The sequence below is a fragment of the Paenibacillus sp. Y951 genome (assembly GCF_056786395.1).
Genome location: NZ_JBXCIY010000011.1, coordinates 40,657 through 65,947, shown reverse-complemented (window position 1 = coordinate 65,947; position 25,291 = coordinate 40,657). Strand labels below are relative to the sequence as shown.

Annotated in this window: 27 protein-coding genes and 2 pseudogenes; 11 read left to right on the top strand and 18 right to left on the bottom strand. The window is 37.1% G+C overall.

The window, feature by feature from the left end; all coding sequences use genetic code 11:
• Positions 1 to 14 precede the first annotated feature (14 nt).
• From AC1TPB_RS16125 to AC1TPB_RS16095, 7 genes are all read right to left on the bottom strand, one after another.
• Positions 15 to 1,838 carry a CHASE2 domain-containing protein gene (locus AC1TPB_RS16125; RefSeq protein ID WP_482077440.1) on the bottom strand — a complete coding sequence of 608 codons (1,824 nt, stop codon included), beginning with the start codon at positions 1,836 to 1,838 and terminating at the stop codon, positions 15 to 17.
• A 188-nt stretch (positions 1,839 to 2,026) separates the two neighbouring features.
• Positions 2,027 to 2,401, bottom strand: a complete 375-nt coding sequence (locus AC1TPB_RS16120; RefSeq protein ID WP_482062294.1) for a RidA family protein — start codon at positions 2,399 to 2,401, stop codon at positions 2,027 to 2,029.
• An 83-nt stretch (positions 2,402 to 2,484) separates the two neighbouring features.
• Positions 2,485 to 2,790 (bottom strand): hypothetical protein, encoded by a 306-nt coding sequence (locus AC1TPB_RS16115; RefSeq protein WP_482077439.1) that lies wholly within the window; start codon positions 2,788 to 2,790, stop codon positions 2,485 to 2,487.
• 190 nt (positions 2,791 to 2,980) lie between these two features.
• A complete protein-coding gene (locus tag AC1TPB_RS16110; protein WP_482077438.1) occupies positions 2,981 to 4,087 on the bottom strand; it encodes an RNA-guided endonuclease TnpB family protein in 1,107 nt (368 codons plus the stop codon).
• Positions 4,088 to 4,098: 11 nt separating this feature from the next.
• Positions 4,099 to 4,497: an IS200/IS605 family transposase gene (tnpA, locus tag AC1TPB_RS16105; protein ID WP_482077437.1), complete on the bottom strand. Its 399-nt coding sequence runs from the start codon at positions 4,495 to 4,497 to the stop codon at positions 4,099 to 4,101.
• 116 nt (positions 4,498 to 4,613) lie between these two features.
• On the bottom strand, positions 4,614 to 4,787 hold the full coding sequence (locus tag AC1TPB_RS16100; protein ID WP_482077436.1) for a hypothetical protein: 174 nt from the start codon (positions 4,785 to 4,787) through the stop codon (positions 4,614 to 4,616).
• A 25-nt stretch (positions 4,788 to 4,812) separates the two neighbouring features.
• Positions 4,813 to 5,271, bottom strand: a complete 459-nt coding sequence (locus AC1TPB_RS16095; protein ID WP_482077435.1) for a GNAT family N-acetyltransferase — start codon at positions 5,269 to 5,271, stop codon at positions 4,813 to 4,815.
• Positions 5,272 to 5,487: 216 nt separating this feature from the next.
• Between AC1TPB_RS16095 and AC1TPB_RS16090 the strand changes: the two genes are divergently transcribed.
• From AC1TPB_RS16090 to AC1TPB_RS16075, 4 genes are all read left to right on the top strand, one after another.
• On the top strand, positions 5,488 to 5,958 hold the full coding sequence (locus tag AC1TPB_RS16090; protein ID WP_482077434.1) for a ribonuclease domain-containing protein: 471 nt from the start codon (positions 5,488 to 5,490) through the stop codon (positions 5,956 to 5,958).
• Entirely contained in the window at positions 5,958 to 6,239 is a 282-nt protein-coding gene (locus tag AC1TPB_RS16085; protein WP_482062497.1) for a barstar family protein, read from the top strand. Before AC1TPB_RS16090 ends, AC1TPB_RS16085 begins: the two co-directional genes overlap by 1 nt.
• Before the next feature lie 163 nt (positions 6,240 to 6,402).
• Entirely contained in the window at positions 6,403 to 7,455 is a 1,053-nt protein-coding gene (locus AC1TPB_RS16080; protein ID WP_482077433.1) for an LLM class flavin-dependent oxidoreductase, read from the top strand.
• Between the two features lie 152 nt (positions 7,456 to 7,607).
• A complete protein-coding gene (locus AC1TPB_RS16075) occupies positions 7,608 to 8,369 on the top strand; it encodes a GNAT family N-acetyltransferase (protein ID WP_482077432.1) in 762 nt (253 codons plus the stop codon).
• Positions 8,370 to 8,475: 106 nt separating this feature from the next.
• Here AC1TPB_RS16075 and AC1TPB_RS16070 read toward each other — a convergent pair whose 3' ends face one another.
• Complete coding sequence (locus AC1TPB_RS16070; RefSeq protein WP_482077431.1) at positions 8,476 to 9,348, bottom strand: TetR/AcrR family transcriptional regulator; 873 nt, start codon at positions 9,346 to 9,348, stop codon at positions 8,476 to 8,478.
• Between the two features lie 234 nt (positions 9,349 to 9,582).
• On the opposite strand from AC1TPB_RS16070, the gene AC1TPB_RS16065 reads away from it, so the two are divergent.
• The gene (locus AC1TPB_RS16065) at positions 9,583 to 11,085 is read left to right on the top strand and encodes a DHA2 family efflux MFS transporter permease subunit (protein WP_482077430.1); all 1,503 of its coding nucleotides are present in this window, start codon (positions 9,583 to 9,585) and stop codon (positions 11,083 to 11,085) included.
• Positions 11,086 to 11,224: 139 nt separating this feature from the next.
• Here AC1TPB_RS16065 and AC1TPB_RS16060 read toward each other — a convergent pair.
• The 4 genes and pseudogenes from AC1TPB_RS16060 to AC1TPB_RS16045 all read right to left on the bottom strand — a co-directional run.
• Positions 11,225 to 11,380: pseudogene (locus AC1TPB_RS16060) on the bottom strand (DUF1801 domain-containing protein); the annotation flags it as partial.
• A 31-nt stretch (positions 11,381 to 11,411) separates the two neighbouring features.
• On the bottom strand, positions 11,412 to 12,386 hold the full coding sequence (locus tag AC1TPB_RS16055; RefSeq protein ID WP_482077429.1) for a cation diffusion facilitator family transporter: 975 nt from the start codon (positions 12,384 to 12,386) through the stop codon (positions 11,412 to 11,414).
• Between the two features lie 281 nt (positions 12,387 to 12,667).
• Positions 12,668 to 13,939 (bottom strand): stalk domain-containing protein, encoded by a 1,272-nt coding sequence (locus tag AC1TPB_RS16050; RefSeq protein ID WP_482077428.1) that lies wholly within the window; start codon positions 13,937 to 13,939, stop codon positions 12,668 to 12,670.
• 377 nt (positions 13,940 to 14,316) lie between these two features.
• Positions 14,317 to 14,793, bottom strand: coding sequence for a GNAT family N-acetyltransferase (locus AC1TPB_RS16045; RefSeq protein WP_482077427.1), 477 nt, complete (start codon positions 14,791 to 14,793; stop codon positions 14,317 to 14,319).
• Positions 14,794 to 14,963: 170 nt separating this feature from the next.
• On the opposite strand from AC1TPB_RS16045, the gene AC1TPB_RS16040 reads away from it, so the two are divergent.
• From AC1TPB_RS16040 to AC1TPB_RS16030, 3 genes are all read left to right on the top strand, one after another.
• The gene (locus AC1TPB_RS16040; protein ID WP_482077426.1) at positions 14,964 to 15,473 is read left to right on the top strand and encodes a hypothetical protein; all 510 of its coding nucleotides are present in this window, start codon (positions 14,964 to 14,966) and stop codon (positions 15,471 to 15,473) included.
• Between the two features lie 125 nt (positions 15,474 to 15,598).
• The gene (locus AC1TPB_RS16035; RefSeq protein ID WP_482077425.1) at positions 15,599 to 16,174 is read left to right on the top strand and encodes a TetR/AcrR family transcriptional regulator; all 576 of its coding nucleotides are present in this window, start codon (positions 15,599 to 15,601) and stop codon (positions 16,172 to 16,174) included.
• A gap of 103 nt (positions 16,175 to 16,277) precedes the next feature.
• On the top strand, positions 16,278 to 17,708 hold the full coding sequence (locus AC1TPB_RS16030) for a DHA2 family efflux MFS transporter permease subunit (protein WP_482077511.1): 1,431 nt from the start codon (positions 16,278 to 16,280) through the stop codon (positions 17,706 to 17,708).
• A gap of 116 nt (positions 17,709 to 17,824) precedes the next feature.
• Here AC1TPB_RS16030 and AC1TPB_RS16025 read toward each other — a convergent pair whose 3' ends face one another.
• Both AC1TPB_RS16025 and AC1TPB_RS16020 read right to left on the bottom strand, forming a co-directional pair.
• Positions 17,825 to 18,304 (bottom strand): DinB family protein, encoded by a 480-nt coding sequence (locus AC1TPB_RS16025; RefSeq protein ID WP_482077424.1) that lies wholly within the window; start codon positions 18,302 to 18,304, stop codon positions 17,825 to 17,827.
• 109 nt (positions 18,305 to 18,413) lie between these two features.
• On the bottom strand, positions 18,414 to 18,560 hold the full coding sequence (locus AC1TPB_RS16020) for a DUF3934 family protein (protein ID WP_482062274.1): 147 nt from the start codon (positions 18,558 to 18,560) through the stop codon (positions 18,414 to 18,416).
• A gap of 248 nt (positions 18,561 to 18,808) precedes the next feature.
• Between AC1TPB_RS16020 and AC1TPB_RS16015 the strand changes: the two genes are divergently transcribed.
• Both AC1TPB_RS16015 and AC1TPB_RS16010 read left to right on the top strand, forming a co-directional pair.
• Positions 18,809 to 20,194, top strand: coding sequence for an MATE family efflux transporter (locus AC1TPB_RS16015; protein ID WP_482062273.1), 1,386 nt, complete (start codon positions 18,809 to 18,811; stop codon positions 20,192 to 20,194).
• Between the two features lie 172 nt (positions 20,195 to 20,366).
• The gene (locus tag AC1TPB_RS16010) at positions 20,367 to 21,230 is read left to right on the top strand and encodes a lipoate--protein ligase family protein (protein ID WP_482077423.1); all 864 of its coding nucleotides are present in this window, start codon (positions 20,367 to 20,369) and stop codon (positions 21,228 to 21,230) included.
• Positions 21,231 to 21,339: 109 nt separating this feature from the next.
• Here the strand turns inward: AC1TPB_RS16010 and AC1TPB_RS16005 are convergent, their stop codons facing one another.
• The 4 genes and pseudogenes from AC1TPB_RS16005 to AC1TPB_RS15990 all read right to left on the bottom strand — a co-directional run bounded on the left by AC1TPB_RS16005 (position 21,340) and on the right by AC1TPB_RS15990 (position 22,944).
• Positions 21,340 to 21,561 carry a helix-turn-helix domain-containing protein gene (locus AC1TPB_RS16005; RefSeq protein ID WP_482077422.1) on the bottom strand — a complete coding sequence of 74 codons (222 nt, stop codon included), beginning with the start codon at positions 21,559 to 21,561 and terminating at the stop codon, positions 21,340 to 21,342.
• A 9-nt stretch (positions 21,562 to 21,570) separates the two neighbouring features.
• Complete coding sequence (locus tag AC1TPB_RS16000) at positions 21,571 to 22,053, bottom strand: DUF2975 domain-containing protein (RefSeq protein ID WP_482077421.1); 483 nt, start codon at positions 22,051 to 22,053, stop codon at positions 21,571 to 21,573.
• A gap of 142 nt (positions 22,054 to 22,195) precedes the next feature.
• Positions 22,196 to 22,612 (bottom strand): annotated as a pseudogene (locus AC1TPB_RS15995) (M48 family metallopeptidase); the annotation flags it as partial.
• 161 nt (positions 22,613 to 22,773) lie between these two features.
• Positions 22,774 to 22,944: a hypothetical protein gene (locus tag AC1TPB_RS15990; RefSeq protein ID WP_482077420.1), complete on the bottom strand. Its 171-nt coding sequence runs from the start codon at positions 22,942 to 22,944 to the stop codon at positions 22,774 to 22,776.
• 608 nt (positions 22,945 to 23,552) lie between these two features.
• Here AC1TPB_RS15990 and AC1TPB_RS15985 point away from each other — a divergent pair.
• Positions 23,553 to 25,253 (top strand): RICIN domain-containing protein, encoded by a 1,701-nt coding sequence (locus AC1TPB_RS15985; RefSeq protein ID WP_482077419.1) that lies wholly within the window; start codon positions 23,553 to 23,555, stop codon positions 25,251 to 25,253.
• Positions 25,254 to 25,291 lie beyond the last annotated feature (38 nt).

Genomic DNA, 25,291 nt, shown 5'->3' with positions numbered 1-25,291 from the left:
CTCATTTCTCAATCTTATTTCAGCTTCAATAATTCATAAATGGCGATTGGCTGTGATTTTCCTTTGAACATTTTCTCAACTCCATCGCCATATTCGAAGCTATTACTGGTCGCCTTATAAACCTCCTCTGATACCATAATTTGGCCTGCAACAGTACCAGACTCAATCCGAGAAGCAATATTAACGCTATCACCAATGGCTGTATAATCCATTCGTAAATAAGAGCCGATGTTTCCAATAACGACATTACCAGTATGAATCCCAATACCAATATTAACTTCAACGCCGTATTTTTCTAGTAATTGCTCACGTATCGGATTCATATTTTGTTGGATTTGATATGCCGTTAACACAGCCATTTTTTCATGATCAGCGACATCAAGTGGCGCATTGAACAGAATCATGGCGGCATCACCGATAAATTTATCAATCGTACCGTTGTTCTCTAATGCAGTTTTTGTAATCATCGTAAATTTCGTATTCAATACATCAACAACTTCAGCAGGAGTTAATTGCTCAGAAAGTGAAGTAAAGCCGCGAATATCAAGGAATAAAATTGTAATTCGCTTTGATATCCCGCCAATTTGAATATCCATTCCTTGTTTCACAATATCCTTTACTAGATCAGGCGAGATGTATCTTCCAAACTGCCTTGTAACAAAGTTTTTCTGAGATTGTTCCATATATGACTTCAAGGATACATTAAAAACATAAGCAATCAGCATAGCTTCCAACAAATATACGATACTAATGTGATAGTTCAATTGTTGATAGCTATATTGCTGAGCAAAATAAATGATAACTATACTCAGTATGACCATACTAAATGTGTATAGGTTCTTGAAGCGCCAAGGCAATAACATGAACAATATGTAGGCAATCGCGATTAAAATTAGTTCCACTACGTTAGGAGCATATTGAATATAACTGCCTTGCAGCAATTGATTAGCAATATTCGCATGAACATAGACTAGCTTTGTATCACGCTCAAGTGGTGTTGGTCCGGAATCTTGTCCGCTATCACCTGAAACACCCGTTGCCGTGGCACCCACAAATACAATTGCATTTTGGAATGTTTCCGGAGGTATGTCTCCATAAAGAACATTAACAAATGGCACGGTTAAATAATCATCCGTAACCAAATCATAAGCAATCGTCATCGTATTTTTCGCAATAGGATCACTTGTTTTCTTACGATCTGTATATTCATCGTAGAAAGAGAGATCCGCACCTGTCATTTCTACCGCCTTGTAGGCTAATGAAGGAATTATCGTTCCATCAGGGGCTTGAATCTTCAACCATGCTTGTCTTATGACCCCGTCATGGCTAACGACACGATTAATGTGAGCATGATGTGTGTATTGTGCTAACAGATCAAATGGATAAAATACATGAGTCGTTTGTAAATATTGATCTTTATGAACTACCGATGTTTGAAATACATCACCTGTCGTAACACCGACCATCGGCAAGATGACATTATCATATGAAGCGAGAGCTTCTGCAAATATGGTATCGCTTTCTTCATTACTTGCATCACTAAATGTAATATCAAATGCGATAGCTGCTGGTTCAAAGCCATCTTGATTCACCATTTCGAGAAACGAAGCATATACAGCGCGATCCCAAGGAAATTGTCCCAACGCTTCAATAGATTCATTATCAACGGCAACAACGACAATATGAGGATCAGGATCATGACTTGCGGATTGCTTCATATTAATATCTAACATAATCGTTTCTACTTTTTGAAATCCGTGAAGTTGATAACTGAAAAAAACGATAAATAGCAGTATAATATTGACAATAATGAATGTTCTTCTAATTGTTGATTTCAAACCATCCCCACTTCCTATAAATAGGTTATATAACTATATTAAACTAACGATAGTTAACGTCAATAGTAATGATAGATTTATATGCATTTAATGCAAAAAAAATCCTTATAATCCAATGTCATCATCTACAGATAACACATTGATCTATAAGGATTTCTAGAGCTTCGGGTAGTGCATAGGCCTATCTATTATAATTGAACGATTACTTCAATTTCTACAAGTGCATCTTTCGGTAATCTTGCAACTTCAACAGCACTGCGTGCCGGATAAGGTTGTTCGAAAAAGCTCGCGTAAACTTCATTGACAGAAGCAAAGTCGTTCATATCTTTCAAGAATACTGTAGTCTTAACAATTCCACTCATTGTAGCTCCAGCAGCTTCAACGATCGCTTGCACATTTTCAAGAGATTGCTTTGCTTGCTGGGCAGCAGTAGCTGGGAAAATATTGTTAACAGGGTCCATTCCTAATTGACCAGACGTGAACAGTAGATTACCTACCTGTACCGCCTGTGAGTATGGTCCAATCGCTTGTGGCGCTTGCTCCGTATGTATTGCTTTTTTCATCTTCATTCTCCCTTTCGCTTTTGCACATATCTCGATACATATTCATTCATTATATTTTATCTATTTTTATCATATATAGCAAATTAGTGCTGTTTATGAGGCCTATGAAATGCTAATGGAGCTACGACTGTTCCGAGTACAAGCAGTACCATTCCGAGCATGAGAAATAAGCCATACTGTTGAATCCAAAGCGGAAAAACCTTCAACTCTTTGAAAACGGTTCCACCAATTGTTGGTCCAAGAAAACCAGCTAAGCCAGTAATTGCGGAGAAAACTGCAATATAAATAGGGCGTTCAGCTTTCGGCGAGGAACCAATCATAAAAATAAAAATTTGTTGGTTATAGCTGCCTAGCTCAAATCCAAGACAAATAAAAATAATTATTAGCACAAGACCAATTTGTTGAGAGTTTGCCCCAAGATATAGTAAATACGCTGGTGAACTACTCCCACCACTTACCCCTGTACAGGTCTTGAAGTGGGGGCTTCTCGGTTAATCGTTACTTTTAGTAGCTAACGAATTAGTCTTCGACCGCCGAGCTAACACCCTTGTTCCAAAGGTTCTTTCATTCTATTTAAGTTCACGCGAATAAGCGCATGCCTTCATGTTTGATATTGATGGCAGCGTTATAATCTCTATCCAGATTTGCACCACATGGACAGGTATATACGCGTTCAGACAATGACATCTCTTTGATATGGCCACAATGACTGCATGTCTTTGTGGATGGATACCATTTGTCTATTTTGATCAGTTGTTTTCCTTGTGCTTGTAATTTGTAGGTTAAGAAAGTGGTGAACATACCCCAACCATTGTCCGCCACACTTTTACCAAAGTGAAGGGCCTGTGACATTCCTTTCATGTTCAAGTCTTCGATCGCTACTAAATCAAACGCTGTAGCTAATTCTTTTGACTTGTGATGTAAGAAATTCTTGCGTTGGTTTGCTACCTTTTCATGTAACTTCGCTACGGTTTTACGTTGGTTATTCCAACGTACAGAGCCTTTTGTTCTTCTGGATAGAACGCGTTGTGATTTTGCTAATTGTTCTAACATTTGACGATAGAAACGAGGGTAATTGGCTTTCTCACCTTCACTACTAACGTACAATTCAGACATAGAAAAATCTAAACCTACAACGGATTCTACCTCTTTTGGCACGATTTCCTGCTCATACTCCGTCAGGATCGATATATAATACTTGCCCGTAGCGGTCATGGAGATCGTGCAAGACTTCATGGTATGGTGACTCGGTATTTCTCTATGTTGTTTGATCCGTACCATCTTTAGCTTTGGTAATTTGATATGACGGGCAAATAGCATAATGTTTCCGTTTACAAGATTGGTTGTATACGACTTTCTATCCTTTTTGTTCTTGAACGTAGGAAAGGCATTCTGACCACGAAAGAAATTCTGATATGAAGTTTGCAAATGGAGTTGAGCATTGGCTAAGGCGAGGGAATCTACTTCTTTCAACCACTCAAATTCTACTTTATATTTCGCAGGAGTTGGAAGCTTTTGTTTCTTTCGTTGATCCTTATCGTCTTTATATTTCTCGTAGATTTCTTTACGTTCTGCTAACATTTTGTTGTATACGAATCTGACACAACCGAAGGTTTTACGCATAAGAAGCGCTTGTTCTTCTGTTGGATACAAACGGAACTTGTATGCTTTATGGTGCTTCGCCATATCATTTCACCTCACTTTTCACCTTGACTTTCGATATATTTTTTCACTACGTCTATGGTTGAACCGCCCGTCGTAACTAAACAAAAACTTCTTGACCAAAACATCTCTTTCCAAAGCTGTCTTTTCACTTGTGGAAAGTCTTTTTTAATCAATCGAGAACTGGCACTCTTGTACGCATTGATAAATTTTGTCATTTCTGTATTCGGATGTGCTTTGAATGAAATATGAACAAGGTCAACATCATGTTTCCATTCTACTAATGTGATGTTATAGTTTTCAGATATTCGTACAAACATGTCTTTCGCATAGTCCGATATGTTATCATCAAATACATTTTTCCTATATTTCACAACTAAAACAAGATGGTAATATAATAAGAACACTGAATGATTATTACTCTCTAACTTCATTGATATAACATCCTTTACTCTTTATAAGACTGATTATATCTGAGCCGAAAATGTAATGCAAAATCTTTTTGTCTATCTCCAAACCGAAATTCATCTCCCACCTAAAATTGGACTTATCAGCCCTTCATTAATTTTTGAGGATGGAGAATTCTTTCGGGTAGCGTTAAAAACGGGCCTGAAAGCATTGTAAGCAATAGCATTGCCCATATTCCTTCAATTACTGCCATTTCCATCCCTTGGCGGTATGGAGACTTAAATTTAGCTGCTTGCGGTTTCAATGAAAAGCGCATGTGCAAACCCTCCTGAGTAGGTCAATTATGATTGGTCATTAAGCTCCAAACGCATTTGTATATGATAGATTCCATCTTCTATATACGGCTGTGACTCTACCGCAAAGCCAACTCGCTCATAAAAGCGTGTTAATTGTTGCTGGGCTGAAATCGTAATGACGTCTCCGTGCCAATGAGACGTCACAAATGCGATGGCTCGCTGTAGCATTTGTTCTCCAAAACCCGATCCTCTTAGTGCTGAAGTAATAATGACGCGACCAATCGAATAAGTTGGGTAGCTTACACCTTGATTCAGTATTCTCAAATATCCCACCAGCCGTCCCGCTGCATCTCTTAGCTGCAAATGATAGGCCTCAAGATCCTTATTATCACAATCCGAATATATGCTTTGTTGTTCAACAACGAATACATCCGTACGCAATTTTATTATTTCATATACTTCCACATTTGATAATTGTGAAAATTGCTTTATACTCCACTCCATAATCATTAGCTCCTTTAGCCGCTAAACCTTGTTGTATGATTGAACTTATACTGTAATTGGATCCTTTTTCTCTGCGTGCTATTGATAACATCATACTATGGAACTCGCAAAAAAAATATGGCTTTATCGGTATAATTTATATCCTTTTTTGCCTTGCTTAAAACGATCGCTTATACTTAACTTGACCATACAATACTGATCGGAGCGATAACTTTTATGTTGACAAAATTATTACAATCAATAGGCAATAAACTACTATTTTCACTCTCATTGCTCTTCTTCACATCATGTCTATTACTAGCTGGCTGCAGTGAATTATTAGTTAATGAAGATTCAACTACATCGCCCTTAACTAGCTTCGAAGATGTTGCTGCTTATATACGAGATAATGGAGAACTACCTTCTAACTTTATCAAGAAAAAAGATGCGGAAGCACTAGGTTGGGTTGCTTCTAAAGGTAATCTGCAAGATGTTGCTCCTCATATGAGCATTGGTGGCGACAAGTTTGGAAATCGAGAAAGGTTATTACCAAAAGCGGATGGACGAATATGGATTGAAGCAGATATCAACTATGCAGGCGGTCGTCGTAATGCCGATCGCATTGTATTCTCTAATGATGGACTCATCTACATGACAACCGATCATTATGCTAGCTTTACCAATATTACTGAGGAGGACAAACAGTGATGCGCGGCGTTATTGAATTGCGAACGAGTGATGCTAAGCGCTATGATGACGTTCATGTCTGGTTAGCAGAGAAGTTAGATTTACCCACTACATATGGACGTAATCTTGATGCGCTCTGGGACTGCTTAACAGGCTATATTGAGCTTCCATTAACGATTATTTGGATCAATGATGATGAAAGTACTATAGATTATTGTGCATTTACCGATTTATTGGAAGAAGCGTCTCTTGAATGCGAAGAATTAAGCTTCAATTATGGACTAGATGCTCTCAGCGAATGAGTAATAGCTCAAGAAATATTACTTGCACTTTAGCTACTTACCACTAATACAAAGACGCTGTTTTCGGCAGCGTCTTTGTGGCGTTACTTGAGTGCAAGTTGCTTCTTCTTACCAATTATGTTTTTATTAATAAGAGAAATGTAAGCGAAGACGGAGGTTCTTAATGACACATCAACCATTTCAATTTGGCATATATACTTTAGCTGACCTAGGTCAAGATCCACATACCGGTGAGATGATTAGTGCTAGAGCAAGAGTTGCTGAAATAATAAAATTAGCACAATTAGCGGACCAGCTAGAATTGGATGTCTTTGGGCTTGGCGAACATCATCGACTGGATTACGCTATATCATCAACTGCCGTTACACTTGGAGCGATTGCCCAGGCAACGAAGCAAATTCGTCTTACAAGCGCCACGACGGTTATTAGTACGATTGACCCTGTTCGTCTATATGAGGATTATGCTACTCTCGATTTGATTTCTAATGGACGAGCAGAAATTATTGCAGGTCGTGGCGCATTTTTCGAATCGTTTCCACTGTTCGGCTACAATCCAGACGATTATGATGAACTATTTGCAGAGAATACAGAACTGTTTCTTCTACTCAATAAGAATGAACGTATAGATTGGGAGGGGCATTTCCGTCCTTCCCTACATAATGCTGAAATTGCTCCACGTCCTCTGCAGGCAGAAATACCTTTATGGATTGGTGTTGGAGGTAGTATCTCAAGTGCACAGCGTGCTGCAAAATATGGTTATGGTATGACGCTCGCCATCCTTGGCGGTGAAGTCACTTCTTTCCAACCACTTGTAGATACCTATCGAGACACTGCTTTACAATTAGGAAAATCGAACGATGAGATGCGAATTGCTGTAACAGGGCATACATTCATTGCAGCAAATGGTGAAGAGGCGAAAGAACAATATTTCCCCTACTACGCGAATTACAAAAACTATGTTAATGCACAGCTAGGTAAAAGCGATTCGTATACACGCCAGCAATATGAGGATATGACCTCGGCACAAGCGCCACTCTTTGTTGGCAGTCCAGAACAAATTGCTAATAAAATATTATATCAGCACAAACTGTTTGGTCATACTAGATTTATGGCTCAGCTTGATATTGGTGGCTTACCATACGATCTTGCTGCGACAAGTCTTGAATTATTAGCAACTAAAGTAATCCCTCTCGTTCGCGCACAATTAGAGTATTAACACTTTACTTAGCCAGGAACATTTGCAGAGTTGGAGAAAACTATAATAAATGTGCATCCTTTCATGATGATTGGATGCATATTTATTATGCCTATTGAATACTTATACATAATATTGTATGATTATACATGGATAGAAGGAGCGTGACCTATATGGTTTTACAATTGGAACATATTGAATCGTTGAGCCTTAATCATTGGCCTGCACTGCATACGAAAGAAATCGATGGTTGGAAACTTCGTACAGCTAATGGATTTACCAAGCGAGCTAACTGTGTAAGTACATTGCCTGGCGGTAATGAAAATATATCTGAGAAAATCGCTCAGTGTGAACAGTATTATGATGCGATCCAGCAGCCGACAATATTTAAGCTAACTCCATTTTCTGAGCCTAATCTTGATGATGCATTGGAGCAACTTAACTATATCAAGCAAGATGCTTCATTAGTGATGGCGATGTCATTAGATGATTTTCAACCGCTTGATATGTCCTCTCTGCAAACATCTGATAATGTACATTTCTCTTTGCTCCAACATATCTCTATTAAATGGATCGAGCAATATTGTCAGCTCAGCGGCACATCGGAGCACTTAATTCCAACTATTATTGATATGATGGCAGCCATACAAGGTGATATTATATGTAGTAGCTGCATCTTGAACGATGAGGTCGTAGCTGTTGGATTAGCAGTTGTTGATAATCAATATATAAGCTTGTATAACGTCGTTACAGCCGAGCATCATCGCAATAAAGGAATTGCTGGAGCACTTATTACAAAGCTATTGAACACTGGTATGCACACTGGTGCACTTACAAGCTATATACAAGTGCTATTAGATAATCCCTCTGCACTTCATTTGTATAAGAAGCTAGGTTATCTTGAACAATATCCGTACTGGTACAGAATCAAATAAAGATTAAACAATACAATAAAAGCATCTTTCGAATGATCGCGAAATTGTTCGATCATCGGAAGGATGCTTTTTCGAGTTTACATTTATAGTCGCTTTCATTCATTGCTTACCGTTTTTGAAAATGCCAAGTTTCACTCATAATTTCTCTTGCTTGGTTATATAATACGCTTCCTTTGAAGGAATCGAGAAATGGCTGTAGCAATGCACTAATAACTGCATCTCGTAATGGCTCTTGTTCAATTTCAAATCGTAAAGAAGAAGCTAAATCTAATTGTGGTTTAGTTAATTTGAAATTTTGTATCAAATCATCATAAAGTAATAATACTTCTTCACGCTGAATTTTATCTTGGTTCAACGATACTTTCAACAATACTAATTTTTCAGTATCGAGTACTGCAGTATTTTCATTTATTAAGCAATTAATAATAATCTTCATATATTGGTATACTGATACAGCAACTGTATTAACATTTAATCCACGTTGATTGATGAATTTCCCAGTGAATAATAAGTGCTGCTGCATACCATTGCAAATAACAGCAGCTTCGAATGCATGGGGTCTTAATCCCTCTCCAAATATTTCTACTAATCGATTAGCTAACCACTCTAGTTCAACCATTTTGTAATTAAGGACAAGCTTTTTCAAATCGCTATCTCCAGAATGAAGAAGTTCTTCGAATATGGCACTTAAACCACGCTTTTCATTAATACGAATAATAATAGAAGTCTGTTCGATAAGTAAATTAATATCCTTTGGATCCTTACCTAGTTGAAGTTCGCTTTGAAGCAAGCTTGCTTCACTTCTAATTTGTTGTAAAATGGCACTTACACATTCATTTTTGGAAGAAAAATAATTATAGAACGTTCCTTTAGAAATACCTGCGCGCTCTATAATATCTTGGATGGACGTCATTTGAATGCCTTTTTCTAAAAAAAGCGCCTGAGCATGCTCGACTACCATTTTCTTTCGCTTATTCATGTAGTGCCTCCTAATTTTTTTCGCTAACCTGCCGAAATAGTGCCTACGAGCTTAATATAGCCTCGAAAGCATATGCAAAGTTTAACTGTATTACGATAAGTATAACCTTTATATCGTTCATTGCACAAGGATTTTGAACCACGAGTACAAAAAACTTGTAATTATTGTACCCATGATATAAAATCGTTAAGTAACTAAAAATTTTAGATCTAAAAGATAGGAGAAAACAATAAGATGAGTCAACATTTACAACAGTTAAAGAAACCCCCTTATTTTATGCTTGCTATATTGTTTTTTGGAGCTTTCGTTTCTTTTCTGAATAACTCATTAATGAACGTTGCATTACCAACAATAATGGTCGACTTTGGAATGGAAACTTATACTACCGTACAATGGCTTACAACTGGCTATATGCTAGTCAGTGGTGTACTTATTCCAGTATCTGCATTCTTACTTACAAGATTTACTAACCGTGCTCTATTCATTACCGCAATGACGCTATTTACAATTGGTACGGCTGTTTCTGCAATCGCACCTAACTTCGGAATATTATTAACAGGTCGTATGATCCAAGCTGCGGGTTCATCTGTTATGTCACCATTATTAATGAATGTCATGTTAATAAGCTTCCCGCGTGAGAAGCGTGGTGCCGCTATGGGCGTATTCGGTCTTGTAATGTTCGTTGCCCCTGCTCTTGGACCAACATTATCAGGATATATTGTTGAATATTACGATTGGCGTGTTCTGTTTGAAATGATCTTACCATTTTCTATTATTGCTCTTGTTCTTGCCATCTTCAAACTGCAAAATGTTATGCCAACGAGAAAAGCTTCACTCGATTACTTATCCGTTGTGTTTTCTACGCTAGGATTCGGAAGTTTACTTTATGGTTTCAGTTCTGTAAGTTCAAGTAAAGATGGATGGAAAGATCCTATAGTTATTACAACAATTGTTGTCGGTGCTGTATTAATAATATTATTCGTACTACGACAATTACGATCTAAACAACCACTATTGAATTTATCTGTGTACAAATATCCAATGTTTGCACTAGGTAACGTTATTTCAGTCGTGAACGCTGCTGCTTTATTCTCTGGAATGATCCTTACTCCAGCTTATATGCAAACAGTGAAAGGAATTTCACCTCTTGATTCTGGATTAATGATGCTACCAGGTGCAGTTATTATGGGGATCATGTCTCCTATTACTGGTAAATTATTCGATAAATTCGGACCACGTATGCTTGGTATCATTGGTCTTGGTATTACAACTATCGCAACATATCAAATGACATTCTTTGATCTTGAAACATCGAATGCACATATCGTGTTAATTTACTGTGTACGTATGCTTGGTATTTCCATGATAATGATGCCGATTATGACCAATGGATTGAATCAATTACCAACTCGACTCAATCCACATGGTACAGCTGTTAATAACACCATTCAACAAGTAGCTGGAGCAATTGGAACAGCTATCTTTGTAAGTATTATGACCTCACATGCAAACAAAAGTGCAGCAGAACAACTAGCTGGTATTGATCCAACTACACTTGCTCAAGACGAAATGGCTAATATCTCTAGGCTCGCAACACTTGAAGGTATCCAATATACATTCTTGATTGCAACATTTACTACACTTGTTGCCTTTGCTCTTACTTTCTTTGTGAAACGTGTTGATGTTAGTGAAGAAGCTCTCGCGAAAATTGAAGGCGAAGAAAATGCAACTTCATAACATTAATTACTAATACTCCGGAATATTTATAGCCGTTGCAGCATACACTAATAATGGACACGGAAGTAAACTAATAGAAGGCACCTTACTCATTTCATAATTGAAATGAGTAAGGTGCCTCTTTGTATTGAAGCATCCCTTATTTGTTATTGCTACGGTACGTTGTTCGTAAATAACTAACCGATTCCTTAATAAATTGTTGTAGCACTTCGATATCAATATCAGCTACTTTATTAATGTAAACACAGCCTTTACCTGCGGTATGCTTGCCAAGCTGCTGTAGAAGTTCATCTCTTACTGTTGCTTATGTCATGCAAATCCCTCCATTACTTCGCAGGAATCGTATTCGTCCATGACACGGCACCGTCATGTTCTTCGAATTCAATAATAACATCTGATACACCATTCATTGCATGTATTTTATTTTCTATTCGATTTTTAATTGCAATCGCTTCGGCTAAAGAAACGGTTAAATCTATCTCAAGTTTCATTTCAATATGATAATCTTCGCCTTCTTTCATTGCGAATAAAGCACGAATATTTTTGATTTCTGGATTAGTGAAAATATATTCAGCTATAATAGCCTCCATCTCATCATCCGCTTCACTTAGAACACCTTTGGCATTATCTAAAAATACTTTACCAACAACATAGAACATCATTAGCCCGATAATAATGGATGCGACACCTTCTGATGCATGCCAGCCAGCGAAATATGAAAGCAATATACCGATAATCGCTATAATACCACCAATTGTAGCAACTAGATCCTCCATAAATACCAGCTTAGTTGCAGGCTTTGAACGACCTACATTAGCAAAGCTTTTCGAAACAATACCGAATAATCCTTTCGCTTTCACATTAACTTCATGTAGTACTTCCTTCATTGCTTTATACATAACGATAGCTTCTAATATTACAGCGATGCCTAGTACGATTAGATTAATAACGATCGATTTCCCGGTAGACGCTACAGGATGGAGAATATGATGATATCCTTCTTTAATTGCTTCATAACTCATAATTCCAACAATAAGAACTGCTCCGAGTAATACCAAATTAACTAATCGTCCAAAACCATTCGGATATCGATCTGTCGGCATTTTTTTACTTAATGCACTACCAATGTATACAAAAAATTGATTTGCTGCATCGCCAAGTGAATGCATCGTTTCCGCAAACATTGCTACATTTCCAGTCATCGTGAACGCAATACCTTTAATAATCGAAATAATTGTGTTAACAATTGCAGCAGTTAATGCTGATTTATTCCCTTTTTTTAATAAGCCTTCTTTTTTCATAAACCCTCCCACAATAACTATTACACGCTCACATTAATATGATTAGCATTTGCATCTCTTAGTAAATTTATGAGCAGAATATGCAGATCATGTTCTCATAATTAAGCAAGCTTCATTATCTTTCTTTTTTATACATTTTTTCACTTTATAACTTTTAATATATACTTATTTTCAAAATTTGACTATGAAAACTTTCCAATAAAAAACACGAAGGTTCTCTTCATAAAGAACCATCGTGTCCGAGCGAATATTAGAGTTAAATAGTTGTATCAACATACAAACTATTGAGTAGTAATTGTAATAGTTTGTGTATCACCGTTCCATTTGACTTCAGCACCTAATGCCTCGCTAATAAAACGAAGAGGTACCATCGTATAGGAATTCGTCGTTTGCGCTGGAACAGCAAGCTTAATCTCTTGGCCGTTTTTCAGAACGAGAGTACTTCCGATCTTCAAATTGATCGTCGTATCCCCTTTCGTTGCCAGTACCGACTGCTGCTTCTGATTCCATTCAATTGTTGCTCCTAGTCGCTCGAAAATTGCTCTCATAGGAACTAACGTATTTCCTTTTATAATAATTGGCGATTGCTCGAATTGCTGCAGCTCCCCATCGATAAATACTTTGATCGAGTTAAAGCTGATGTATAATGGCTTTAACTGAATCCCGCTTCCAAATAAGCTGTCCCTTAGAGAAGATATATCTTCCAAGCTTGTTGTGCGCTGCTTTATAAGTTTATTCACTGTTTCATCGCGCAAATCCTCGACATCACTAATTGTACGATTTCTTAGCTTCTGGATTGTATTTATCGCAGAATTGCGTGCTTCTTGCAATTCCTCGTCACCCTTCTTTAAAATGCTTTCGATACTCTTCTTCGTGTTTTCAAGGGTGGTGTATTCACGCTTATAGCTCCACATCGTGCTCGTTGAATAATCAGGGTTGCTTTCATTGCGAAGCTTCCACATTAAACTAGTTGAGTAGCTCGGATTAACAGTATTAGCATATTTCCACATTGTGCTAGTGGAATAACTTGGGTTAACCTCATTTTTATATTTCCACATTAAACTCGTACTGTAATCAGGATTGATCTGAGTTTTTAATTTCCAGTGCAAGCTAGTGGAATAGTCTTTATCGCTTGCCTTACTATACTTCCACATAGCTCCCGTAGAATAATCAGGATTAATTTGATTTTTGTATTGATTAAGCTTTGTATTATATGAATTTACTGCCCCGTATTTAGCTTCAAGTTTTTTATAGTCCGCATTAAAAACTTCCTCTAAATAGCTTATATCTTCATTTAACAATTTTTCTAATAACTTCTGCTCATCGGACGATTTCTGTAAAAATTGTTCATAATTACTTTCTTCTTTTTTAAAATCGTCTTTGTATTGCTTCGTGAATTTATCTTCAAGCGCCTGATACTTTTCCTCTATCTGATCGATATAAGTTTTATCATAGTTGGCTGCTTGCAGTTTCCCACCCGGTACTACCATTGAACCGCTCATGATCGCTATTGCTAGAAGCAGATAATAAAATGAACTTATTTTTTTCTTCATGTAAACATTTCCCTTCGTTGACCGTAATGTTAAATATATACATCCTAATAACCCTATATTCGTTTATAGAATGAAAACACCTTCATTTCATCCATTAATCGAAACTTTTTTACTAAGAGATTAGGTATTAAGTTGGATAAACCCCCAAAAAGCTGTGAATGGTAAAGTTCAGTGAGGATAATCCATATTTAACATTACGTCAATCAATCTCATAATGCATAATTCGAGATTTGGGGAGGTACTCCATTTTCTATCTCTTAAATGTTTTAATCCCATTAGCGCCTGGATAAAATCCATATTGATCCACAGATTGATAGACCACATACTTCTCTTTCATATCTTCTCTACCCGTACAACTGCTCAATTGTAATATTGAGCTAGTTATATGTCATCCATACTGTACTTCCAATCGTTTCAAAGCCTTGTTTGTACCAGAAGTTTCTTGTTTTGTCCAAGGAGTATACATATAGTTTCTTCTTAGCATAATTCTCTTTCAACCAGTTAATGTAGAAAGCTGCATATCCATTGCCTTCATAATCTTTCATGATATCTAACGCCTCAATGAAAATGAAATCTGCTTGATCACTTATATCGACATAGAAATCTTTTTCCAAATACTTCTCATCGGCGTTGAAATAATCTTTTTCTGCTTTATTAATTAGTTGATTGCCACGTTTGTACTCCCACATAACAGCATAGCCAACCATAGTATCGTCTACTTCAATAATATGAATATCTTTCGGTAATTCCGATAGGTCCTTCCTGCTTAATTCGCCTGCATGGTATGTATCTAACATTTCACTTAGCATATTTTGTATTTCTTGATCGAATGGTTTTACTACTATTTTAATCAAAGTACTGCTCCTCTTGATTACATTATTTTGTTGCTATAGTATAGCACAATGCGGATAGTTTTATGATTATTCAATACAAATAAAATTGTTTTAGTGACAACGCTATTTACATAAAGTTTAACAGATATATACTTAACTATATATATTTTCTGAATGGAGGTAAACATATATTGAAACGATTCCTTAATATTGTTCTAATGATCAGTATTTTACTAAGCGGAAGTATCGTAGGCTCAGATAAAGTGTCCGCATGCTCGTGCAATTTAAGTACGACTGAAGAGAAGGCTGAACTTTACGATACCATTTTTACTGGAACAGCCATTGATCAGGATTTTCAAGGTGGGTTTATATTTGATGTTGATAAAATTTGGAAGGGTGAATTGCCTGACGGATATGTCCACGCTGGTCATTCACCAGCAATGTGTGGATCATCTTTTATAGTTGGAAACAGTTATTTAGTCTATGCTATTTATCATAACGATCAATATGCAACTGGTTTATGCAGCGGTAATATTCTACTATCGGAAGCATCTGAAGATATTCAAATCTTGAATGAGTTATTGAGTTCGAACTGGCTAGAGAATTATTGGGTAGTCTTATTATTAGGAATAGTGCTACTCATTACGTCCCTCATAACATGGATATTATGGAGAGCTATTTCAAAAAAGAGAACATCCTGAAAATATTAGATTCATAATCGCCCAGTGGATTCAATCACTAGGCGATTTTTCCTTTGACAACTAAAGTAAATTAAATTAGTATTAGTAGACCGGTTTATATAATCTTTAGAAAGGACTATTCAAAAATGACTGTAAAGCGAAATTCTCGTGAACTTCTAATCGAAGCTGCATCCAAGTTGTTTCGAATCCGTGGATATTATGGCGTTGGTTTAAAAGACATTTTGAATGAATGTGGTGTACCAAAAGGCTCACTATATCATTACTTTCCTAATGGTAAAGAAGAATTAGCCATCGCAGCAATCAACCATACCAAAGAGATGGTAATCAACTACATTCAGGAAACCTTTAATAAAATTGAGGATCCAATAGAAGCGATACAAGCTCATATTATCAAACTCTCTGAGATTTTCTCAGAATCGGATAATTTATTAGGGGTACCGATCGGAACAATAGCCGCTGAAACTTATTCTACTTGTGAGCCGATTCGAAAAGTATGCCAATCCGTTCTCGAAACTTGGCAATCATTATTTGTGATAAAATTGTATGAATCAGGCTATAGTAAGCAACAATCTAAAGAATTAAGTATTGTAATCAATGCCTTAATTGAAGGTGGGATACTTTTTTCTCAAACAACACACAGTGGGGAAACGCTGAAAATCATATCCGAAAAAATCCCTCTATTATTAACAAGAAATGATTAAGTAGTCAATCAAAGAGATATGAAAAGTTAAGTTTATGCTTTCGAAGCTACTTTTCATCACAGAGAAGCTGCTCAAAGAGATATGAAAAGTTGTAGGAGGAAATATAATGACAGCAAGTGCAATACAACAGCAGCAAAATATTAGAACAGCGCCTATTTTGATTTCATTTTTGATTGCAGGGTTCATTGGGTTATTCAGTGAAACTGCGTTGAATATGGCTTTAGGAGATTTAACCGCATTATTTGGAATTAGCTACTCTACCGTACAATGGCTTACAACAGGCTATCTGTTAACTTTGGGTATACTTGTCCCAGTATCTGGACTTTTACTACAGTGGTTTACGACTCGCCAATTATTTGTTAGCTCATTAGTGTTCTCTATTATCGGAACGTTAGTCGCAGCGTTAGCACCAAGCTTTGCTATACTTATGATTGCTCGCGTTATTCAGGCAATCGGAACAGCGTTGCTATTGCCACTTATGTTCAATACAATTCTTGTCATATATCCAATCAACAAACGTGGTGCAACGATGGGCTTAATGGGGCTCGTTATTATGTTCGCTCCAGCGATTGGTCCATCCATCTCTGGATTAATTATCGAGAACCTTAGTTGGAATTGGATCTTCTGGATTTCACTTCCGTTCTTTGTTCTGGCATTGCTGTCTGGATTGAAATATATGCAAAATGTTTCAACCATTACTAAACCGAAAATTGATATTCTTTCTATAATACTTTCAACAATTGGTTTTGGTGGATTTGTGTATGGTTTTAGCAGTGCTGGCGAGAGCGGCTGGGGAAGTCTGACCGTAATTTCTACAATTATCATTGGCCTTGTTTCTTTATTATTATTCTCAGTTAGACAATTCAAGATGGACAAGCCAATGATTGATTTACGAGTATTTAAATACCCTATGTTTACTCTAGGATTATTAGCTGTTTTCTTAACTTTCATGATCATTATGTCGTCCGCAATTTTATTGCCAATGTATTTGCAAACGGGTCTACTGCTAGCTGCCTTCTCTGCTGGTCTTGTCCTTCTACCTGGTGGCGTATTCAACGGCTTAATGTCTCCAATCACTGGTCGTATATTTGATAAATATGGTCCTAGAGGACTTGTTATCCCTGGATTCACTATTATGATTGTGATGTTATTCTGTCTAGCTAATCTTTCTACAGAAACATCAGTTATTATCATTGTCCTTATGCATGTATTTCTAATGGTCGGGATATCTATGGTCATGATGCCCGCGCAAACGAATGGTCTTAATCAGCTGCCGAAAAATCTATATCCAGACGGAACTGCGATTATGAATACATTACAACAAGTATCAGGGGCTGTTGGTACTGCTATTGCCATGACGATTATGTCAGCATCTAAAGATAATTATATGAAGGATGTTGCTGATCCTTCTGATCAATTGGCCAATGCCGCTGGCTTAACGGCTGGGGTTCAAGATGCCTTTATTTTCGGATTAATTCTGGCATGTATCGGGCTGGTCCTATCTTTATTTATCAAAAAAGTGAATAATGAATAATTGCATTTTTTGATTGCTTTGTCAGCAACATTATAGCCTGTTACAACAAAAAAACTTACAAGCATTTTGTACTTTATGCTTGTAAGTTTTTTATTGTGTTACTTATAAATATAGAATTATGCTTTGGACATTTCCTTCGTAGGACCCATAACTCCAGGAACTGTAAGACCAGCTTGTCGTAACAGCACTGTCATCTGACCACGATGATGCGTTTGATGATCGATTAGTGCTCTAAGTAGCTTCCCTCTAGTTGTCGGGCCGGCGAAGCCTTGAATTTCTTCAATAAGCTGCGCTTCTGTTAATTGACTAGCTTGCTCACTAATTGCTTGAACAACCTGCTCATATCGAGCGGCGATATCAGCTACATTTGTAGGAACGGATTCGCCACGACCTGGTGCCGGAATGTTCTTTAAACCTACTACCCCACCGAAAAATCCAGTCGAACTTGCTAAGTGCCATGCTAACCAGCCAAGTGAGCTATGACCTTCCACTATAGACTGAGCTAATTTGTCATCCGTAATAGCTTGAATCACCTGTAATGTTCCATTAGATGATGCCTTCCAATCCTCTAGAAAATCTGCAATATTTCGATACATGCTAAACACCTCTTATATAGTTAGTTATATTAAGTCTACTAGCCAACATCTAATTTGTCCAATATAAGAAAATCTCCCAATCTTATGATTGAGAGATAACTACACTGACTTAAGGAGTAGAAGTTGGTTTTGGTTTTTTTGTACCTTTACTCTTATATGGTTTTGGTGTGTTCGCAGCTTTTCTTTCCGCTGTCTGCCAACGATTCCACCCTTTTTTCCCAGTTCCTTGACCAGTACCGCCTTTGCCCTTACTCAACTTATCACTCCGTTATGAGATCTACCAACTTAGCTACTTAGCCTAATTAGCGATTTCTTTTGCTTTCTTTATTGTAACAGATTCCATGTCACTCACCAATAGTCGCTTTATGGATTGACCAACAACTTCATCTATTCGTTAAAAGCAAACATTTTTTTTCTGTTAATCTATTATTTTTAATGAAATACATAGTTAACTGTGCTAAGATACCTCTTGGCTTATTGATTGGAGAAGAAGAGAGGTTATTAATGACAACAGACAACATCAAGCCAATAAATGTTAATAAAGGGAAAGATAACAAAGAATTCAATCTCTTCTACTTAACATGGCCAATTTTTCTAGAGCTTTTCCTATTTATGCTTATGGGCATTGTGGATACACTTATGCTCAGTGAAATATCGGATGACGCAGTATCAGGCGTAGGAGCAGCAAACCAATTGATTCATATCGCCATTCTGATACTCGAAGTTATTGGTAATGGAGCATCGATCGTCATTGCTCAATATATTGGATCACGAAGATTTTTGGAAGCATCGCGAATTTCCGCTCTTGCTGTAACACTTAATCTGGTCGTCGGTTTAATTATTAGTATCGTATTTGTATTAATGGGGGAGCATTTGCTTTCAGCGTTAAATCTTCAAGGTGAAATACTCGACAATGCCAAAAAATATCTTGCAATAGTCGGTGGCGGTATTTTCCTGCAAGCAATTATTAATTCACTTGCCGCGATCATTCGCGTACATGGCTATACGAAGCAAGCGATGCTCGTATCTCTCGGAATGAATATCGTTCATATCTTTGCCAACTATGCATTAATATTCGGACATTTCGGTATGCCTGCATTAGGCGTAGAAGGTGCTGCTATTTCCTCTGTATTGAGTCGTGGATTAGCTATTATCGTATTCTTCTGGTTACTGTATCGTATTATGGAAGTACGAATTGAATTCAAACATTATTTCTCATTATCAAAAGCCTATATTTCCAAAATATTAAGCGTCGGAATTCCTGCTGCTTTAGAACAGGTTATGTATCAAACTTGTCAAATTATTTTCCTTTTTTATATTACTTTCCTAGGCGATGCATCGATGGCAGCAAAACAATATGCGGGTAACATTTCTATGTTTATCTATTTATTTGCCTTCGCGATTGGAATCGGTACTTCTATTATTGTCGGACGTTTCATCGGAGCAGGACGACAGGATGATGCTTATCGAAGAGTATGGAAAAGCGTCATCTCTGCAAGTATCGCTACATTAGTAATGGTTGTAGTCGTTATCGTATTCCGATTCCCGTTAATGTCGATGTTCACAGACAATCCGGATATCATTAAACTTGGTGCTAATGTGTTGCTTCTAAGTATCGTTCTAGAAACAGGAAGAACGATTAATATTATATTAGTAAATTCATTACGAGCATCTGGTGATGCCAAATTCCCACTTTGGGTCGGCATGTTTACAATGGTCGGAATGAGCTTACCTCTAGGTTACTGGTTTGTATTCCATCTCGATATGGGACTCGCAGGCATTTGGCTGGCTATAGCTGCTGATGAATGGGCAAGAGCAGTAATTATGTCGATTAGATGGAAAAGTAGAAAATGGGAAAAACATGCACTTGTTAATCCTGCAGAACATTAGAGTGTAGCAAATTGAAGGGTCTGGCTCAAGTTGAGTCAGGCCCTTTTTAAGGTTTAGTTTTTACTTTCACACTTATTCCCCATTAATATCGTATGACTATTCTACTATTAGCATTTATAATAATAAAGAGACAACACGTATAACTCGTAAATCTTAAAAAGGAGTTTATGAAATGTTCAATGACGAAACTATGGCCTGGGCCAACTCCATACAAATCATCGATCGTAGTGATGAATTATTCGAAAGCGATCCTCTATATGCCTTTGCGTTAGATGAACTTCTTTGTAAGGAAGCTCAATTACGTAATACAAGCTTTTGTCATATATGGAGACATCCTAATGCTTTTATATTAGGACAACGCGATAGTCGCTTGCCTAGTGTCGTTCAAGCGATCCAATGGCTCGAGACTCAAGGTGCTGTTCCTATCGTTCGTAATTCTGGAGGAGCAGCCGTACCACTTGATCTAGGGGTAGTCAATATTTCGCTTATTTTCCCAAAGACTACAGCTGTGAGCCAGCATTTTCACCAAGACTTCGAAAAAATGTATACCCTTATTCGTGAAGCATTATCATTTACCGGTTTGTCTATAGATAAAGGAGAAATTCAAGGCGCATTTTGTCCTGGTGATTATGATCTGAGTATTTCTGGTCGCAAATTTTGTGGAATTGCACAAAGACGACAATTGCATGCATACAGCGTACAGGCATTTATTCTTGTTAGTGGAAGTGGTGCTTCGCGGACACAATTTGTGAGAGGCTTTTATGATCGGGCTGCACTTGATTCTCCATTAGAAGTTTATCCACAAGTAACTGATGGAAGTACTGCCAGCCTGGAAGAGCTTGCTCATTTAGGTGAACATTCAATACATATTTTCATTGATGCAATCAAACATACACTTACTCGAACGCAATCTCAAACTATGACAGAATTCAGCTTAAATGATAATGAGCAAGAACATTCTTACATAACGATTCCACATCCCGAGACGGTTCGAGCCGTAGCTAATAAACTACGCAATAGATATAGTATACTTTGAATTGGTGGGTACACATTATTGGTACTAACGATATATTAAGTGAGAAAAAGTATACAAAAAAAAAGGAAGGTAACAGAGTACATTAACTCTATTTCCTTCCTTACAGTATTTAAGAACTTGTTTCCTCGGTATTCTCATATGCTAGAATGTCTCCCGGTTGACATTGTAACGCTTTACAGATCGCTTCAAGCGTAGAAAACTTAATTGCTTTTGCCTTCCCATTTTTCAATATCGAAATATTTGCCATCGTGATTCCAACTTTATCGGTAAGTTCAGTTACACTCATTTTTCTTTTCGCTAACATCACGTCTATATTCACGATAATCGCCATATCTTCACCTCATACCGTAAGTTCATTTTCTTCTTTGTAGGTGATTGCTTCTTGTAGCAATCTTTGGAGTACCGCTGCAAATACCGCTATGATCATCGCACCCACAGGAACGAACATTCCAACAAATATGACTCCAGGTGCATCATCTAATTCTGCAAAAAGGAAAAACAATGGAAAGACTAATACGTGTAATACAATAATCGCAACAGCATTATGCTTTATTTTCTTCAAAGCTCGAACAGATAATTGCGAAAAAGCCAAATTTCTATCAATATTACGAAGTAGCTTAAATGCTTGGTACAAAGCACGATAGTACGGAATCACTGATGCGTATAAGAGAACGTACACAACATACTTCAAATATGGATAGTCAGGCAAAATTTGTTCCACCGTTTTCCCAATCTCAGGTACTAGAAAGATACACATAACAAGAACGGGAATCCCTAATAGAAATACTGCGATTTTCAAAAACAACGTTGATACATGTTTCATATAAGCACCTCACAAAAAATATTAACAAAGTGATCATATCATATTTATTATCGTAAAACAATAAATATAAATCATAAAACAATGTATATTTATCTTTACAGAGTATATTATTCTCATTCTGAACATTGAGCATTGCATTAATTCAAAAGGTCATATGATGACCGTATTGCGTCAAAAACTGTTCCTTATCTTTGTAATCACGCATAACACTTCCCACTCGTCTCCAAAATGAACGATCATGATTCATATGCGTTAGATGACAAAGTTCATGAATAATGACATAATCAATCACTTCAATTGGAGCCATTGCCAAGCGATAATTAAAGGTTAACTTTTTATCCGAGCTACAGCTGCCCCATTTCGTTCTAGACTCTACGATGTCAACGCTTTTTGGCTTTACTTTTAATTGTAGTTGATATATTTTTATTCGCTCGGCAATAACCTTCTTACAGCTTGCAAAATAAAACTTTTTAAGATTAATGTTAAGTTGTTCTTCATTCAAATCTGTAGTCTCTATTAACTCATGCAAGTCATAATATTTCCCCAAATGCAGAAATTTCATTATCATCATCCTTATTTCTTATTTACCGAAAATATCACCGGAAACGAACTCATCTTATGGTACAATTGAAAATTGCGACTTATATTAATGACCTGCATTTGAACCAACATGTTATTAATCAACGATATCAACTAATGGAGAACAAACAGATGGTAGATTTATAGCTTAAGTATCTCTACAAAGCCAGCATCTAATTGATCAGGAGGCCTAAGCGCATAGGCCTCACATGTATCCAGACATGCGGGCAGTATTTCTGTTCTCTCAACCAATAATAACACTAAAGCAAATTTTCTATCGGTATCTATACTTATGACCCTCTTCATTTCCATTGACTAACATCCTTCTTCAGTTCACGCTATTACTGCTTTGCATTACTAGTATACAAAATAGAATACAGTATGCCCACTTATTGTTTTGTAGGCAATGCCTTTAATCCTTTTTAATCGATTATGGAAAGGTACTAAGAATCATTTATGGAGTATAAACAAAATTATTCTAGTAACTCTATTGAATGTTAAATGACTATCCTGTTGAGGAAAGAATTGCTTAAATGAAGACAGTGTTTGGTATGGAGGGCCGCGTGATCGTAACAACCCCGATGCATTGGCTAATCTTCAAAGTATTCGTGACGAGTTAAGTAACTAGATACAGTAGTAAAAATTAGTATGTATTGTAAATATTGGATCGTTGTAGCTAGGTGAAAACGTTGCGATAATATAGTTGTTTATAATTTCTTTTCATTTTTCATTGATCAAGGTATTTATGGTCTTGTCATATTCAATCTCAATTTGAAAACGTTTTCAATTTTCACCCTATACTGATTTATTGCTGAGCTTTATAACTATTTGAGCTTGCAACATACTTACGGTTATTTCATTCAATCTACCTAGGTGTGATTGGAGTGATAACATAAATCTAATTTGGGAGTTGATACGTAGTGAAAAATGCAAGATGGTTGTTGAAAGTATTTGTAATGCTATCCTTATTAGTGGCGTTAGCTGTACCTACCAATCTATCCGTGTACGCTTGGTCTGGTATGCCAATGTCCAAACTGCACGTAAGTGGTAATCAGCTAGTTAACAGCAGCGGGCAGCCCGTATTGTTAAGTGGATGGCATCAGCCATCTGGGTCATATTGGACTTATCAAAGCAGTGACTACTATCTAGATCGCAATAATGGAAATCGACATGCCGCGGTTTTGGAGTACTTAAAGGACATTACAGACACTTTTACCGATACCTCTGACAAATATGGGAATAGTCATGGCTGGTATATGAATCAGGTTAGATTGTTCATAGATCGTGAGGATATGGGTGATGTTGCTGCTGGAACATACAGTTTTTCCGGATTACAAGCAGTTACACAAAATGTAATCATCCCTTATATCGAATATGCAAAAACAAAAGGACTGTACGTAACACTTGGTCTTGATTTCACCTTAACCGATAATCAAGCAACCACGCCATCTAATCTGGATAAATTCAATGAAATTTGGGGCTATCTCGCGTCACAGCCTGCTATTAAAAGTGCAGATAACGTTATGTTTGAGTTAATTAATGAGCCGGTGCTATCCTATGCTAATGGGCGTTGGGGCGGACATCCATCTGATTCTCAATTTGTATCATTTTGGAATGCATTACGAGATTTTCAAAACTCTATGATTAATACGATTCGTAACAAAGGTGCAGATAATGTAATATGGGCTGCTGGACTTGGCTGGGATCAATACTACCAATTATGTGCGACCAACCCGTTAACTGACCCACTGAACAATATCGGTTACGCCGTTCACTGGTATCCAGGTTATGGCGCAAACAATGACTATACACTCTTGCAGCAGCAATGGGATACGAACATTAAGCCTTGCGCAGACAACTATCCTATCAATATTACAGAAACGACTTGGTTCAATACACTGCCTGGAGACTCTTCATATTGGAGCTTATTCAATGGCAGCAATGAGGGATTTGGTAAAAATACAAAAGCTATATTTACTGCGGCTGGTAATGTTAGCATCGCTGTTCATATGAATGGATTTTTACTACAGCCTGGAGCGAGAAGCTCTTTTGCAGATCCAACAGCAGGTCTATTATATGATGGCAACACAGCACGAGATGGCATGGCTCGTTTCTTATTCGAATGGTATTATGAACGAGCACAATTCAACCCTTGGAATGGCATTTGGAATGGTATTCAATCTGGTTCAACCTATAAGCTAGTTAATCGTCAATCTGGAAAAGTACTGGATGTCCCTAATGGTCAGAACTCCAACAATTTGCAGCTTCAGCAATGGACTGATATTGGTACTACTGCTCAGCAATGGGCTGTTACTGATATGGGCGCTCACAACAACATTTACAGACTGAGTAGTGCAAGCTCCTCTGACGGTAAGGTTATGGATGTACGCAATAGTACGATAAACAACGGGGAAGCAATACAGTTAATGCAGGACTACTCCAATACTGCCCAGCGCTTCCGTATCATTAAATTAAGCAATGGCTATTGGAGTATAATTAATACGAATAGCAATAAAGCTGTTGAGGTAGCAAACTCATCTACAGCTAATAGTGCATTAATTCAACAAAATCTATACCGCGGTAACTTAAATCAACAATGGCAGTTCGTCAAAGTTAACTAATTATATTCTAGTGTCAGTCTAATGATGTAATGCTTGAT